Raw genomic sequence first — 14,021 nt, forward strand, 5'->3', positions numbered from 1 at the left:
CGGGCTCGTCCTTCACGACGGGTTCCGCTTCGGCGCCGTCGTACCCCGTGCGTTCGCTCGTGTGTCCTGCCGTCGTCGGCAGCCCCGGAGTCCGTGCCCGAAGAGGCAGGAGGACCCGGGAAGTGTTCACCGGAATCGTCGAAGAGCTGGGCGAGGTCACCGCCGTCGAGAACCTCGGCGACGCCGCTCGCTTCCGCCTCCGCGGCCCCGTCGTCACCGAAGGCGCGCAGCACGGCGACTCCATCGCCGTGAACGGCGTCTGTCTGACCGTCGTCGACCACGAGGGCGACGAGTTCACCGCCGACGTCATGGCCGAGACCCTCGAACGCTCCAGCCTCGGCGCGCTCACCCCCGGCTCCCGGGTCAACCTCGAACGCCCCACCGCCGTCGGTGCCCGCCTCGGCGGCCACATCGTCCAGGGGCACGTCGACGGCACCGGCACGATCGTGGAGCGCACCCCCTCCGAGCACTGGGAGATCGTGCGGATCTCCCTCCCCGCGCACCTCGCCCGCTACGTCGTGGAGAAGGGCTCCATCACCGTCGACGGCATCAGCCTCACCGTCGTCGAGGCGGGCGCCGAGCACTTCACCGTCAGCCTCATCCCGACCACCCTGGCGCTGACCACCCTGGGACTGAAGCAGCCCGGCGACCCGGTCAACCTGGAAGTGGACGTCGTCGCCAAGTACGTCGAACGGCTGCTCGGCGACCGGATCGCGGGGGCCGGCCGGTGAACTGGCTCAACTCCGAGGCCTTCACGCTCTTCGGCCAGCACATCAAGTGGTCCGACATGATCGGCAACATCATCGGTCTGCTCGGCCTGGCGTTCGGCTGGCGCCGCTCCATATGGAGCTGGCCCACCCAGTTCCTGTCCGGCCTGATCCTCTTCGCCGCCTTCGCCACCGCCCACCTCTCCGGCAGCGCGGGCAAGCAGATCGTGGTGATGGTCGTCGCCGTCTACGGCTGGTGGCAGTGGAACCGCGGCAGCAGCACGGCGGAGGACGGCCACATCGCCGTACGCTTCGCCACCTGGCGCGAGCGGGCCGCCCTGCTCGCCGTCGCCGCCGTCGGCACCCTCCTGGTCGGTGCCCTGTTCAAGGCCTACCCGTCCCTGTCCTGGGACCCCTGGCCCGACGCCTACATCTTCGTCGGCACCGTCGTCGCCATGTACGCCCAGGCGCGCGGCATGGTCGAGTTCTGGTTCGCCTGGCTGCTCGTCGACGCCGTCGGCGTCCCCCTCAACTTCGCCAACGGCTTCGCCTTCTCCGGCTTCGTCTACGTCATCTACGGCGCGCTCGTCCTGTGGGGCCTGCGCGACTGGTGGCTGCGCTCCCGCCAGGGCACGCGGCCCGTCCCGGAAGGAGCGCCCGCATGACCGCGGCACCCGTCCTGTACAGCACCGACGACATCGAGGACTTCGCGCTCGACCCGATCGAGCAGGCCGTCGCCGACATCGCGGCCGGCCGTCCCGTCGTGGTCGTCGACGACGAGAACCGCGAGAACGAGGGCGACCTCGTCATCGCGGCAGAGAAGGCGACCCCCGAGATCGTCGCCTTCATGATGAGCGAGTGCCGCGGCCTGATCTGCGCACCCATGGAAGGCGACGAACTCGACCGGCTGCAGCTGCCGCAGATGGTCGAGGACAACACCGAGTCGATGAAGACCGCGTTCACGGTCTCCGTCGACGCGACCGCCGCGCACGGCATCACCACCGGCATCTCCGCCGCCGACCGCGCCACCACCCTCCGGCTCCTGGCCGGCGGCACCGCCGAACCCGGCGACCTCGTCCGGCCCGGCCACGTCTTCCCGCTGCGCGCCAGGCCCGGCGGCGTCCTCGTCCGCGACGGCCACACCGAGGCCGCCGTCGACCTCGCCCGGCTCGCGGGGCTGCGCCCGGCCGGCGCCATCGTCGAGATCGCCGGTGAGGACGGCCGCATGCTGCGCCTGCCCGAACTGATCCTGTTCGCCCGCAAGCACGGCCTGACGATCATCTCCATCGAGGACCTGATCGCCTACCGCCGCGGCAGCGAACCCACCGTCCGCCGCGAGGCCGAGGTCAGCCTCCCCACCGCGCACGGCACCTTCACCGCCTACGGCTTCCGCTCCACCGTCGACGGAGTGGAGCACGTGGCCCTCGTGCACGGCGAGATCGGCGACGGCGACGACGTCCTCGTCCGCGTCCACTCCGAATGCCTGACCGGAGACGTCTTCGGCTCCCTGCGCTGCGACTGCGGCCCCCAGCTGGACGCCTCCCTGGAACGCATCCAGCAGCAGGGCAGGGGCGTGGTGGTCTACCTGCGCGGCCACGAGGGACGCGGCATCGGCCTGATGTCCAAGCTGCGCGCGTACGAGCTCCAGGAGCGGGGCCGCGACACGCTCGACGCCAACCTGGAACTCGGCCTGCCCGCCGACGCCCGCGACTACGGCGCAGGCGCGCAGATCCTGCGGGACCTCGGCGTCCGCAGCGTCCGCCTGATGACCAACAACCCCGACAAGTCCGAGGCGCTGCTCAGCCACGGCATCAAGGTCACCGGCCGCGAGCCCATGCCCGTGAAGGCCGGCGAGCACAACCTCCGCTACCTGCGCACCAAGCGGGACCGGATGGGGCACGACCTGCCCTGGCTGGACGCGGCCACCGCGTCCACCTGCGGCAACCAGTAGACCCGGCGACCAGGCCCGGCCGGTCCACAGCACCGGTCGGAACAGAGCACTGGCCGGTACAGAGCACAGAGCGCTACAGAGCACAGAGCACTGAGGAGACACGTGAGCGGCAAGGGTGCACCGGATCTGTCCGTCCGGAACGTCGGAGACCTCCGGGTCGCCGTCATCGCGGCACAGTGGCACGAGAAGGTGATGGACGGACTGGTGGACGGCGCCCTGCGCGCCCTGCACGAGCTGGGGATCGACGAGCCCACCCTGCTCAGGGTGCCCGGCAGCTTCGAACTCCCCGTGGTGGCGAAGGTGCTGGCCGGCCGCGGCTACGACGCCATCGTCGCCCTCGGTGTCGTCATCCGCGGCGGCACCCCGCACTTCGACTACGTCTGCCAGGGCGTCACCCAGGGGCTGACCCAGGTGTCGGTGGACACCGGTGTCCCCGTCGGCTTCGGCGTCCTGACCTGCGACGACGAGGAACAGGCCCTGGACCGGGCCGGCCTCGAAGGCTCCAGGGAGGACAAGGGCCACGAGGCGGTCACCGCCGCCGTGGCGACCGCGGCCACGCTGCGTTCAGTATCCGAACCCTGGCGGTGACCAGTGGCCCGGAGCGCGTAGGGTAAGCAGCACCATGTCCAAGAAGACGTTCGAGGAGCTGTTCACCGAGCTCCAGCAGAAGGCCGCCCACGGCGACCCCGCCACCTCCCGCACCGCCGAACTGGTCGGCAAGGGAGTCCATGCCATCGGCAAGAAGGTCGTCGAGGAGGCGGCCGAGGTCTGGATGGCCGCCGAGCACGAGGGCAAGGAGGCGGCCGCCGAGGAGATCTCGCAGCTGCTGTACCACGTCCAGGTGATGATGGTCGCCCGCGGCATCTCCCTGGACGACGTCTACGCCCACCTGTAACCCGCCCGCCGTAAGAGCAGTACCACCCCCTCACGCGAAGGAAGCCGACCTCATGCTGCGCATCGCCGTCCCCAACAAGGGTTCACTCTCCGGCCCTGCGGCGGACATGCTGCATGAGGCCGGCTACCAGCAGCGCCGGGAGTCCAAGGAACTGCGGATCGTCGACCCGGGCAACGAGGTGGAGTTCTTCTACCTCCGCCCCCGCGACATCGCGATCTACGTCTCCTCCGGCCGCCTCGACATCGGCATCACCGGCCGCGACCTGCTCGTGGACTCCGGCGCCAACGCGGAGGAGATCCTCCCGCTCGGCTTCGCCCGCTCCACCTTCCGCTTCGCCTCCAAGCCCGGCACGGCGAGCGACGTGAGCGACCTGAGCGGCAAGACGGTCGCCACCTCCTACGAGGGCATCGTCGCCAAGCACCTCGCCGACAGCGGCGTCGACGCCTCCGTCGTCCACCTCGACGGCGCGGTGGAGACCGCGATCGAGCTGGGCGTCGCCGAGGTCATCGCCGACGTCGTGGAGACCGGCACCAGCCTGCGCAACGCGGGCCTGGAGGTCTTCGGCGAGCCCATCATGAAGTCCGAGGCGATCGTGATCCGGCGCACCGGGGCCGACGCCGAGGACCCCAAGGTGCAGCAGTTCCTGCGCCGCCTCCAGGGCGTCCTGGTCGCCCGGACGTACGTGATGATGGACTACGACTGCCGGGTCGAGCAGCTGGAGAAGGCTGTCGCGCTGACCCCCGGCCTGGAGTCCCCGACCGTCTCCCCGCTGCACAACGAGGGCTGGGTCGCCGTCCGCGCGATGGTCCCCGCCAAGGACGCGCAGCGGATCATGGACGACCTGTACGCCATCGGCGCCCGCGCCATCCTGACCACGGCCATCCACGCCTGCCGCCTCTGAGGACGAACGAGCGATGTCCGACCTCCCTCCCGCCCTCCCCGTCACCTTCCGGCCCGGGCACACCCGCGCGGTGCTGCTCACCGCCGGGGTCGCGATCTTCGTCGTGATCGCGGCCGTGGCGGTCCTCCTGGAACAGCTCACGCCCGGCGAGCGCATCAGCTTCGTCTTCACCGGTGCCCTCCTCTTCGGCGTGCTGGCGCTGCTGGCGCGCCCGAAGGTGGTCGCCGACGAATCCGGCGTCACCGTGGTGAACATCACCTCCAAGCGGCACCTGGAGTGGCCGGAGGTCCTCCAGGTGAACCTGCGCCCCGGCGATCCGTGGGTCTTCCTCAATCTGAGCGACGGCACCAGCCTGCCCGCGCTGGGCATCCAGCCCGGTATCGCCAGGCAGCGCGCCGTCGCCGACGCCCGCGCCCTGCGCGCGCTCGTCGAGACCCGCGCCGTCCACGACCCCGAGCAGACCCGGGGGACGGGCCCCGGACCCGTCTCGGGGTGAACCTCCGGGCCGGCTCCGGGGCCTCTGCCCTGACGCATTCGGCCCGGTCTTGATTAATCTGGTGGCGGAGACGTTTCGCTGCGTCCCCGCCCCTGAGCCCCGACCGGTGCCAGGGGTTCCTGCTACCCGAGGAGTGACTCCCCCCGGCGATGGACGGATCGTCCTGCAGTACCTGCGCCGCCCCCTGCCGACATAGCGCACACCGCGACCGAGCGGTCCGCGCGCACATTCAGGCGGCGGCATCATGACCATCCCCCTGCTGCTCCTCGGAGCGGCTTTCCTGCTGATTCTCGCCAACGGTTTCTTCGTCGCGGCCGAGTTCGGCCTGGTGACCGTCGAGCGCCCCGACGCCGAGCGGGCCGCGGCCGAAGGCGACCGGCGGGCCCGTACGGTCGTCGAGTCGCTGGGCGAGCTGTCCTTCCAGCTCTCCGGCACCCAGCTCGGCATCACCATCACCTCCCTCGTCGTCGGCATGCTCGCCGAACCGGCACTGGCCGAGCTGCTGCACGGCCCGCTGACCGCGACCGGTCTGCCCGCGGGCGCGGTCTCCGGTGTCGCCGTGGTCGTCGGCATGCTGCTCGCCTCCGCCCTGCAGATGGTGATCGGCGAGCTGGTCCCCAAGAACTGGGCGGTGTCCCGGCCGCTGCAGGTCGCGCGCTTCGTGGCCGGCCCGCAGCACCACTTCTCGCGCCTGTTCCACCCGGTGATCGCCGCGCTGAACACGGTCGCCAACCGCCTGGTACGGGCGCTGGGCGTCGAGCCCGCCGACGAGCTGGCCTCCGCCCGCACCCCCGGCGAGCTGGTCTCGCTGGCCCGGCACTCCGCCCGGGCCGGCGCCCTGGAACAGGACACGGCCGACCTGTTCGTCCGCACCCTCTCCCTGGGCGACCTCACCGCGCAGCACGTCATGACGCCGCGCGTGAAGGTCAGCGCCCTGCAGTTCTCCGCGACGGCCGAGGACGTCGTCAACCTCACCCGGGCCACCGGCCTGTCCCGCTTCCCCGTCTACCAGGAGAAGATCGACGAGGTGGTCGGCATGGCCCATCTCAAGGACGCCCTCGCCGTCCCCGCGCACGAGCGGCTGCGCACCCCCGTCGGCCGCATCGCCCGGCCCGCGCTGCTGGTCCCCGAGACCCTGCCGGTGCAGCCGCTGCTGGCTCAGTTGCGCAGCGAGCAGCCCATCGCGGTCGTCGTCGACGAGTACGGCGGCACGGCGGGCGTCGTCACCCTGGAGGACATCGTCGAGGAACTCGTCGGCGAGGTCCGCGACGAGCACGACGCCAAGGACGTGCCCGAACTGGCCCCCGCCCCGCCGGAGGACGGCCGGCCGGCCTGGGACGCCGACGGCGGCTGCCGGGTCGACCTGCTCCGGCGCATCGGCCTCGACGCGCCGGAAGGCCCCTACGAGACCGTCGCCGGACTCGTCGCCGACCTGCTGGGCCGTATCCCGGCCCCCGGCGACAGGGCCGAACTGCCGGGCTGGCGGCTCTCCGTGCGCCAGGTCGGCCACTACCGCGCCGAGCGGGTACGGCTGGTCCGCACGGGCCCCGCGGCCCCCACCGCCGAGGCCGCGACGGAGGCCGCCCGATGAGCGTGCTCCAACTGGTCCTCGCGGCGCTGCTCGTGCTCGCCAACGGCTTCTTCGTCGGCGCCGAGTTCGCGCTCGTCTCCGTACGCCGCAGCCAGATCGAACCGCTCGGCACCGCCCGCGCCCGCCAGGTGCTGCACGGCCTGGAGCGGCTGCCGCAGATGATGGCCGCCGCCCAGTTCGGCATCACCGTCTGCTCGCTGACCCTGGGCGCCGTCGCCGAACCGACGGTGGCGCGGCTGCTGGAACCGGTCTTCACCCGGATGCACCTGCCCGACGGCGTGGTGCACCCGCTGGGCTACGTCATCGCGCTGGCGGCCGTGGTCTTCTTCCACCTGGTCATCGGCGAGATGGTGCCGAAGAACCTCGCGATGGCCGCACCGGAGAAGGCCGCGCTGTGGCTCGGCCCCGGCCTCGTCGGCTTCGCCCGCGTCTGCAAGCCCGTCACCGTGGCGCTCGGCGCCTGCGCCCAGGGCATCCTGCGGCTCTTCCGCGTCGAACCCAAGGACGAGGTCGAGGCCGTCTTCACCAGCGAGCAGCTCAACCGGCTCGTCGAGGACTCCGGGCAGGCAGGTCTCCTCGACCCGGAGGAGCAGGAGCGCCTGGAGGACGCGCTGGAACTGGGCTCGCGGCCCGTCCTCGACGTGCTGCTGCGCCGTGACGCGCTGGTGACCGTCCGCCCGTCGGTCACCCCCGGCGAGATCGTCGCGCTCACCGCCCGCACCGGCTACTCCCGTTTCCCGGTCGCCGCGGAGAACGGCGCTTTCATGGGCTATCTGCACGTCAAGGACGTCCTCGACCTGGAGGACTCCGACCGTGCCGTGCCGCAGCGGATATGGCGCCCGATGGCCACGCTCAGGTCCGAGCTGCCGCTGGACGACGCCCTGACGGTCATGCGCCGCGCCGCCACCCATCTGGCCCAGGTCGCGGACGCCTCCGGCAAGGTGCTCGGCGTGGTGGCCCTGGAGGACGTGCTGGAACTCCTCGTCGGCGAGGTCCGCGACCCCGCGCACCGGCCGGCCCCGGAGATCCGGCTCACGGAACCCCGGGTCAGCGGAGAACCGGAACAGGCCCTGGCCACCTGAGCCGCCGCCTCCACCGAGCCCACGGCCGCCCGGCGGCCGTGGGCTCACGTGTGCGCCGGGCCGCGTGTGCGCCGGGCCGCGAGGGCGGCCGGGGCCGGCGCAGGAGGCGCCGGGAGCGCTGGAGTGCCGTGCGGGTCCCGGCGGGCCGTCACAGGGCCGACGGGTCCTGGGGGCCCCGGCCCGACAGCACCTCCCCGTACGCCTGCATCAGGTCCGGCAGGCGCAGGGTCGCCAGGTCGTCCCGGGTCAGGGTGCCCGGATAGCCGGACAGGCGCAGATCCCGGTACGCGCAGCTCTTCTCGTACAGGGTGCGCAGGAAGCGGCCGTTGCCCAGTTCGTCGATCCACCCCTGGTCGACCACGTGCCCGGCGATGGAGCGCAGCTCGTCCAGGGCCTCGTCGTCCCAGAGGTCGCCGTTCTCCGCGGCGAGCACCTTGCCGATCTCGGTGAGTTCCTGGGGGCGGTACGACGGGAAGTCCACCCGGGTGGTGAAACGGGAGGACAGGCCGGGGTTGGCGGCGAGGAGACGGTCCATGCCCTCGGGATAGCCGGCCAGGATGACCACCAGGTGGTCGCGGTTGTCCTCGGCCCGCTTCAGCAGCACCTGGAGGGCTTCGTCGCCGTACGCGTCGCCCTTGCCGTACCCCGAGTTGGACAGGGAGTACGCCTCGTCGACGAAGAGGACCCCTCCGATGGCGGAGTCGATCAGCTCGTTGGCCTTGACCGCGGTCTGGCCCAGGTACTCGCCGACCAGGTCGGCGCGCTGCGCCTCCACCAGGTGGTCGCCGCCGAGCAGCCCGAGCGCGTAGAAGACCCGGCCGAGGATGCGGGCCACCGTGGTCTTGCCGGTGCCGGAGGGGCCGGAGAAGACGAAGTGGCGTTTCGGCGGCTGGACGGGCAGCCCCTGCCCGGCGCGCAACCGTGCCATGTTCAACTGGGCCGACAACGCCTTCACCTGGCGCTTGACCGGTTCCAGCCCCACCATGCGCTCCAGTTCGGCGAGCGCCTGTTCGAGTAATGCGGGGTCCGTCGGCCCGCTGGGCAGCGGGCCGACGGCGACCGCGCCCCGCTGACGCACCGCCGGGTCGGCGGGGGAGGGGAAGGGGCCGGCGGCGGGCGGTTCCGCGTCGTCGAGTCTGAGGTCCCGGCCCTCCGTGCCGAAGAGCGGATCCAGGACGTCCGGACCGTCCACGCTGTCCTGGCCGGCCCCGGCGAGCGTGATCGCCGCGAAATCGGCGGCCTCGTCGTCGTAGCCGTCGCCCTCGGCGATCGCCGCGAGCCGTGCCGAGGTGTCCATGAAGGCCGGATCGACCCGGTGCACCGCCCGGTACAGGGGCAGCGCGGCGGCGCTGCGGCCAGTGCCCTCGTGCGCCCTGGCCAGCCAGTACCGCAGCTCCTTGCGCTGCGGCTGCTCGCTGCGGCACCGCATCAGGGCGGCCGACAGCAGCGGCTCGGCCTGCCCGTACATCTCCAGCCGGACCCGGGCCATGCCGCCGAACAGACCGGCCTCGATGCCGAGCATCGGATCGTCGACGAGCGGGTCGGTGTGCCGTACCAGCTGCTCCCAGTCCTTGATCAGGTAGGCGCGGCAGGCGTGCAGGAAACGGACGTGGGCGTCGGCGTCCACCGGCGGCAGACCGGCCAGCGCCCGGTCCAGCTCGGGCACGTGGCGTCCGTCCAGCCAGTGCGAGGCGTGCGCGAGCAGCAGATCGCGGGGGCTCTCCAGCACGGGCTGCACCCACCAGCCCAGCCAGTACCAGGAGTTGAGGGTGCGCCGGTGCCGGGTGCGCTGCTCGCCGAAGCGGTCCCGGTGCCGGAACATCCTGAGCAGCGCGGTCGTCGTGTCGACGCGCAGCGCGTGCAGCCCGAGCCAGCCGTCCGCCATCCCCGGGTCCATCTCCACCGCGGCCCGGAACTCCTCCTCGGCCTGCGGGTAGGCGCCCATCGCGTAGGCGTCCACACCGCGCAGCCAGGCCAGGTCGGCCGGGGCCTCGGGGCCCTGCGTGCCGAAGTCCATCACGTCCCCCACAGACCGTGCCCCCGTAGGTTCGCCGCCGGACCGCCGCCCGGTGGCTGCCTTGGTCGAACCGCTGCTGCGCGGACCGGAGTTGCAGGTGCGCGAAGCAGTCGTTCGAAGGTCGCACCGAGGGCATCGTACCTGCGGGATCGCCGCCCGCCGAAGGGTGCGGCACACCCTGTTCGGGGAGACGGAAGCGGAAGCGGTACGCCCGGATCGGTGACCGACGGTGACCGAATGAAGCCACGCGGCGTCCGGATAGCGGTGCGCGGGCAGAACGAAGCCCCCGGTCACGGGGGAACAACCGGGGGCTTCGTGTTTGCGGGCGGTCCGCGATGACCGCACATTGAGAACGTAAGACCTGTACGGGCCCCGGGTCAAGCGAAGTTGGGACACTTGGCCAAGTTCCCCCAGGGTGCTCTTCACAAGTTCAGCACATTGCCGACGGCCCCTCACCCTCCGTAGTGACCTGGTCCGGTCCAAGCCCCCCGGCGGGCCCCGGAAGCACCTCGTACCCGTGCGCGGACTGCCGGACCAGGAGGTCCGCGAAGGGCCGGGAGGGGTCCTCGGCGAAGTGCCGGCGCTCCGCCTCGACCCAGCCCGCCCAGAACTCCCGCTGCTCCGCCCCGTCCCGCGCCCGTCCGCGCGCCCAGGACTCCTCGCGCGGCAGCTCCATCCACAGCAGTCGGGCCAGGTGGGGGCGCAGGGCCCGGCGGCCCGCCCCCACGCCCTCGACGAGGACGACGGGCGCAGGCGGCAGTGCGCGCGTGGCCGGGCCGAAGCGCCGGGCCCGCCAGTCGTAGGGGGCGTAGTGCGCCGTCAGGCCCCGGGTGAGCGGGGCGACCACCTCGGTCAGCAGCCGGCCGTCCCACGCGAACAGCTCCTCGTGGCCGGAGACGTCGTCCAGGTGCAGGACGGGAGCCCCGCCCAGCGCCGTGGACAGCCGGGCGGTGAAGGTGGACTTCCCGGAACCCGCGTGTCCGTCGACGCCGACCAGGCGGACGGGCCCGCAGGACGGCGGGAGGCGGCGCAGACGGGCGGCGAGGGTGTGAATGGCTCTTCCCGGGGTGGAGTGGGCGGACGGCGGCGCCGGGGGCGGGGTGAGGAGGCGGGAGGAAGCGAGCGGAAGGCGGGGCGAGGCGCGGGCAGGGGCGGGGCGGGTGCCGGGTCGGGGCCGGGCGCGGGGGCTGATGCGAGGGCATATTTCCCGGGAACATTCTAGTGACCGGTCAAACCGGACGCCCGTGCCACCGCCCGGTGAACACCTGTCGCAACGCCCTTCGGAACACCGGCCGCGATGCCCTTCGGAACACCCCTGGCGGTGCCCTTCGGAACACCCTTGGAGGTGCCCCCGGGTACCGCTGAATACCCGGCGAATCCCTCGGTGAACATGTCGAAAATCGCGTTCCGGTTGTGCTCGGTGATGAGTAAAGTGCCGGAAGCGCACTGTGAGGTGCCGTGCGGGGACCGACAGGGGGAAGATGGCCGCTGGGTTATTCGACGGGCAGTACGTCTGGCACCCCGCGGCGGACGACCGCGTCCTGGCCGGCGTGTGCGTCGACATCCGGGCCGGCCGCTGGGCGAGCGCCCGCGCCGCCCTCGCCGAGACGCGTGACGACTTCGCGCTGCGGGCCCACCGCTCCCTGGTGCTGGCCTCGGAGGCCGCCGACTCCGACCTCGCCGAACGCTGGCTGGCCGAGGAGCCCGGGCCCGAGTCGGCCCTGGTGTGGGCGCGGGTGGCGGTGCACCGGGCGCTGCGCGCGGCGGACGCCGGCGACGAGCGGGCCGCCGCGCTGGAGCGGATAGCGCTCTCGGCCTGCGAACGGGCCTCGGCGGTGGACCCCGCCGACCCCACGCCCTGGGCGGCCAAACTGGCCATGGCCCGGCTGCACAGGCTGCGCGACCCGGCGCCGCAGGGGCTGCTGACCGCCCCGCCCGGCCCCTGGCGGCTGTTCGCGCACATCCTGTCCCTGGACCCCTGGCACCGCGAAGCCCACCACCGATTTCTGGCCTTCTTCTTCACCCGGCACGGTGGCTCGGTCAACGCGGCCTGGGACGTCGCCGCCTTCCTGAGCCAGCGCGCGCCCGCCGACTCCGCGCTGCGGCTGCTGCCGCTGGTCGCCCTCGTGGAGAGCTACGACGCCTCGCAGTCGCTCGCGGACCGGGTCTGGGAGCAGCCCCAGTGGCGCTCCGCCGCCCTCGCGATCTACCGCAACTGGCTTCCCACGGTGTCCGGTTACCGGTTCACGCCGGTGCTCGACCTGGCCTACCTGGCCCATGCGCTGGTGCTGGCCGGGTGCGAGTTCGAGGCCCGCGCCGTCCTGACCGCCATGGGCCCCTACGCCTCACGGATGCCCTGGTGCGTCTTCGGTGACCCCGTGGAGCAGTTGTCCCGGGCACGGCGGGCCTGCGGCCTGCCGGTGCCCTCGTCCCCCTGACCCTCGCACCACCCCCCCCACGAGAGGAAGGCCGACCGTGTCGGAACGGATACAGCTCCCGCGCGCCAGAACCCGCGGCATGGCTGACCCGAGGGCGCTCGACGACGACGCGACCCTGCACGCGATGGGTTATCCGAGGAAACTCACCCGGCGTTTCAAGGCGTTCGACAATTTCGCGATCTCCTTCACCATCATCAACATCATCTCCGGGATCTTCTCCTCCTTCGGATTCGGTATGAACGCGGGTGGCCCCCGCATTCTCGTCTTCGGCTGGATCGGTGTCTCCGTCATGGTGCTGTTCATCGGCGCCGCGATGGGCGAGGTCGCCTCCGCCTATCCCACGAGCGGCGCGCTGTATTTCTCCGCGGGGAAACTCGCCAAGCGGCACAAAGGAGCCTGGTCCTGGTTCACCGGCTGGCTGAACTTCGTCGGGCAGGTCGGCGGTACCGCGGCCACCGGGTACGCGGCGGCCACTTTCATCCAGGCCTTCGTCGCCCTCCAGTGGTCCTCCTACCGGCCGACCGCGCACCAGACGGTGCTGATCACCGCGCTCGTCATCGTGCTCCAGGGGCTGGCCAACACGTACACGGTCCAACTGGTCGCGGTCCTCAACCGGATCTCCGTGTGGTGGCTGCTGATCGGGATGGTGGTCATCGTGACCGCGCTGGTCGCCGTTCCCGGCGATCACCGTCCGGTGTCCTTCGTCACGCATTTCGCGAACAACACCGGTTTCACGAGCGGACTTTACGGAGGGCTGCTCGGCCTGCTGGTCACCAGCTGGACCTTCACGGGCTTCGACGGCAGCTTCCACATGTCCGAGGAAACGGTCCAGGCGACCGTCAACGCACCCCGGGGCATCGTCCGCGCCATCGCCTGTTCGGCGGTCACCGGCCTGATCCTCATGCTCGCGCTCGTCTACAGCATTCGTGACTACGCGCACGTGGCGGGCGCGGACGCGCCGCCCGTCCAGATCCTCATCGACGCGCTCGGCCCGGGCGCGGCGAAAGCCATGCTGCTGATCGTCATCGGGGCCATGCTCTTCTGCGGCCTGGCCAACCTCACCAGCAACACCCGGCAGATCTTCGCCTTCTCACGGGACGGCGCGATGCCGGGCTCCCGGTGGTGGCACTCGGTCTCCCCGCGCACCCGCACGCCCGTCAAGGCCGTCTGGCTGGCGGTCGTCTGCTCCCTGGCACTGGTCCTGCCCGGCTGGTGGTCGCACACGGCCTTCACCGCCATCGTCAGCGTCAACGTCGTCGGGCTCTTCCTCGCCTACGCCGTCCCGATCCTGCTGAGGCTGCGGCTGGGCGACGAGTTCCAGCCGGGCCCCTGGCACCTGGGCCGCTGGGGCCGCCCGGTCGGCGTCGTGGCGGTCACCTGGATCGTGCTGAGCAGCGTGCTGTTCATGCTGCCGCAGGCCTCGCCGATCACCGCCGACTCGTTCAACTACGCCCCCATCGCCCTGGCCGCCGTCCTGCTCGTCGCCACGGTCTGGTGGTTCGCCACCGCCCGCCGCCGTTTCCAGGGCCCGGTCAGCTACGGCCGCCCGGACGAGGTCGCCGCGATGGACCTGATCTGACGGGGCGCCGGAACCGCCCCCGGGAGCGCCGCAACCGCTCCGGGGGCGCCTCCGCTCCGGGGGCGCCCCCGCTCCGGGCGCAACTGCCGCTCCGGGCGCCGCGACCGGTCCGGACCAGGGCGGCCGGCGTACCGCTCGGAGGTGGTCCCCGTCCCCGTCCGGGCGGGGCCCCGCGGGGGCGTGCGCAGGGCTCCCACAGGGCGGCCGGCGAGCCGTGCGGGACGGGGGGGCGTGCCAGTGGTGGAGACCAATATTGCTGCGCGTGGCGCGTGGTGAAGTGCTGGCAGGAGACGGCCGGCGCGGCCATAGTGGGGGCGCATCGCCGTGCACGGACCGGCCACCCGCCCCGACTCGGACACCTGGG

The 14,021-nt window shown here is 72.1% G+C and carries 13 protein-coding genes; 11 read left to right on the forward strand and 2 right to left on the reverse strand.

Annotated features, from left to right (window positions below):
• Positions 1–122: 122 nt before the first annotated feature.
• From AC6I72_RS26530 to AC6I72_RS26570, 9 genes are all read left to right on the forward strand, one after another.
• Positions 123–731, forward strand: coding sequence for a riboflavin synthase (locus AC6I72_RS26530; protein WP_498003645.1), 609 nt, complete (start codon positions 123–125; stop codon positions 729–731).
• Positions 728–1,372 (forward strand): nicotinamide mononucleotide transporter family protein, encoded by a 645-nt coding sequence (locus AC6I72_RS26535; protein WP_498003646.1) that lies wholly within the window; start codon positions 728–730, stop codon positions 1,370–1,372. Before AC6I72_RS26530 ends, AC6I72_RS26535 begins: the two co-directional genes overlap by 4 nt.
• The gene (locus AC6I72_RS26540) at positions 1,369–2,658 is read left to right on the forward strand and encodes a bifunctional 3,4-dihydroxy-2-butanone-4-phosphate synthase/GTP cyclohydrolase II (RefSeq protein ID WP_498003647.1); all 1,290 of its coding nucleotides are present in this window, start codon (positions 1,369–1,371) and stop codon (positions 2,656–2,658) included. Before AC6I72_RS26535 ends, AC6I72_RS26540 begins: the two co-directional genes overlap by 4 nt.
• A gap of 102 nt (positions 2,659–2,760) precedes the next feature.
• Positions 2,761–3,246: a 6,7-dimethyl-8-ribityllumazine synthase gene (ribH, locus tag AC6I72_RS26545; protein ID WP_037859926.1), complete on the forward strand. Its 486-nt coding sequence runs from the start codon at positions 2,761–2,763 to the stop codon at positions 3,244–3,246.
• Positions 3,247–3,280: 34 nt separating this feature from the next.
• Positions 3,281–3,553, forward strand: a complete 273-nt coding sequence (locus AC6I72_RS26550; protein ID WP_018570165.1) for a phosphoribosyl-ATP diphosphatase — start codon at positions 3,281–3,283, stop codon at positions 3,551–3,553.
• A 52-nt stretch (positions 3,554–3,605) separates the two neighbouring features.
• Entirely contained in the window at positions 3,606–4,454 is an 849-nt protein-coding gene (gene hisG, locus AC6I72_RS26555) for an ATP phosphoribosyltransferase (protein WP_498003649.1), read from the forward strand.
• 13 nt (positions 4,455–4,467) lie between these two features.
• Positions 4,468–4,950 carry a PH domain-containing protein gene (locus AC6I72_RS26560; RefSeq protein WP_498003651.1) on the forward strand — a complete coding sequence of 161 codons (483 nt, stop codon included), beginning with the start codon at positions 4,468–4,470 and terminating at the stop codon, positions 4,948–4,950.
• A 244-nt stretch (positions 4,951–5,194) separates the two neighbouring features.
• Positions 5,195–6,541, forward strand: coding sequence for a hemolysin family protein (locus tag AC6I72_RS26565; protein WP_498003652.1), 1,347 nt, complete (start codon positions 5,195–5,197; stop codon positions 6,539–6,541).
• Entirely contained in the window at positions 6,538–7,623 is a 1,086-nt protein-coding gene (locus tag AC6I72_RS26570; RefSeq protein ID WP_498003653.1) for a hemolysin family protein, read from the forward strand. The genes AC6I72_RS26565 and AC6I72_RS26570 overlap by 4 nt, the downstream gene beginning before the upstream one ends.
• A 148-nt stretch (positions 7,624–7,771) precedes the next feature.
• Here AC6I72_RS26570 and AC6I72_RS26575 read toward each other — a convergent pair whose 3' ends face one another.
• Positions 7,772–9,640, reverse strand: coding sequence for an AAA family ATPase (locus AC6I72_RS26575; protein WP_498003654.1), 1,869 nt, complete (start codon positions 9,638–9,640; stop codon positions 7,772–7,774).
• 430 nt (positions 9,641–10,070) lie between these two features.
• Positions 10,071–10,694: a uridine kinase family protein gene (locus tag AC6I72_RS26580; RefSeq protein ID WP_498004827.1), complete on the reverse strand. Its 624-nt coding sequence runs from the start codon at positions 10,692–10,694 to the stop codon at positions 10,071–10,073.
• A gap of 427 nt (positions 10,695–11,121) precedes the next feature.
• Here AC6I72_RS26580 and AC6I72_RS26585 point away from each other — a divergent pair, with 427 nt between their 5' ends.
• Positions 11,122–12,078 carry a hypothetical protein gene (locus AC6I72_RS26585; RefSeq protein WP_498003655.1) on the forward strand — a complete coding sequence of 319 codons (957 nt, stop codon included), beginning with the start codon at positions 11,122–11,124 and terminating at the stop codon, positions 12,076–12,078.
• Between the two features lie 79 nt (positions 12,079–12,157).
• Positions 12,158–13,657, forward strand: a complete 1,500-nt coding sequence (locus tag AC6I72_RS26590) for an amino acid permease (RefSeq protein WP_498003656.1) — start codon at positions 12,158–12,160, stop codon at positions 13,655–13,657.
• Positions 13,658–14,021: the final 364 nt, after the last annotated feature.

The sequence above is a fragment of the Streptomyces sp. Xyl84 genome (assembly GCF_059731885.1).

Coding starts and splice junctions, on each gene's coding strand:
- AC6I72_RS26540 (WP_498003647.1), top strand. CDS start 1,369: ATGACCGCGGCACCCGTCCTGTACAGCACCGACGACATCGAGGACTTC.
- AC6I72_RS26550 (WP_018570165.1), top strand. CDS start 3,281: ATGTCCAAGAAGACGTTCGAGGAGCTGTTCACCGAGCTCCAGCAGAAG.
- hisG (WP_498003649.1), top strand. CDS start 3,606: ATGCTGCGCATCGCCGTCCCCAACAAGGGTTCACTCTCCGGCCCTGCG.
- AC6I72_RS26560 (WP_498003651.1), top strand. CDS start 4,468: ATGTCCGACCTCCCTCCCGCCCTCCCCGTCACCTTCCGGCCCGGGCAC.
- AC6I72_RS26565 (WP_498003652.1), top strand. CDS start 5,195: ATGACCATCCCCCTGCTGCTCCTCGGAGCGGCTTTCCTGCTGATTCTC.
- AC6I72_RS26570 (WP_498003653.1), top strand. CDS start 6,538: ATGAGCGTGCTCCAACTGGTCCTCGCGGCGCTGCTCGTGCTCGCCAAC.
- AC6I72_RS26575 (WP_498003654.1), bottom strand. CDS start 9,640: ATGGACTTCGGCACGCAGGGCCCCGAGGCCCCGGCCGACCTGGCCTGG.
- AC6I72_RS26585 (WP_498003655.1), top strand. CDS start 11,122: ATGGCCGCTGGGTTATTCGACGGGCAGTACGTCTGGCACCCCGCGGCG.
- AC6I72_RS26590 (WP_498003656.1), top strand. CDS start 12,158: ATGGCTGACCCGAGGGCGCTCGACGACGACGCGACCCTGCACGCGATG.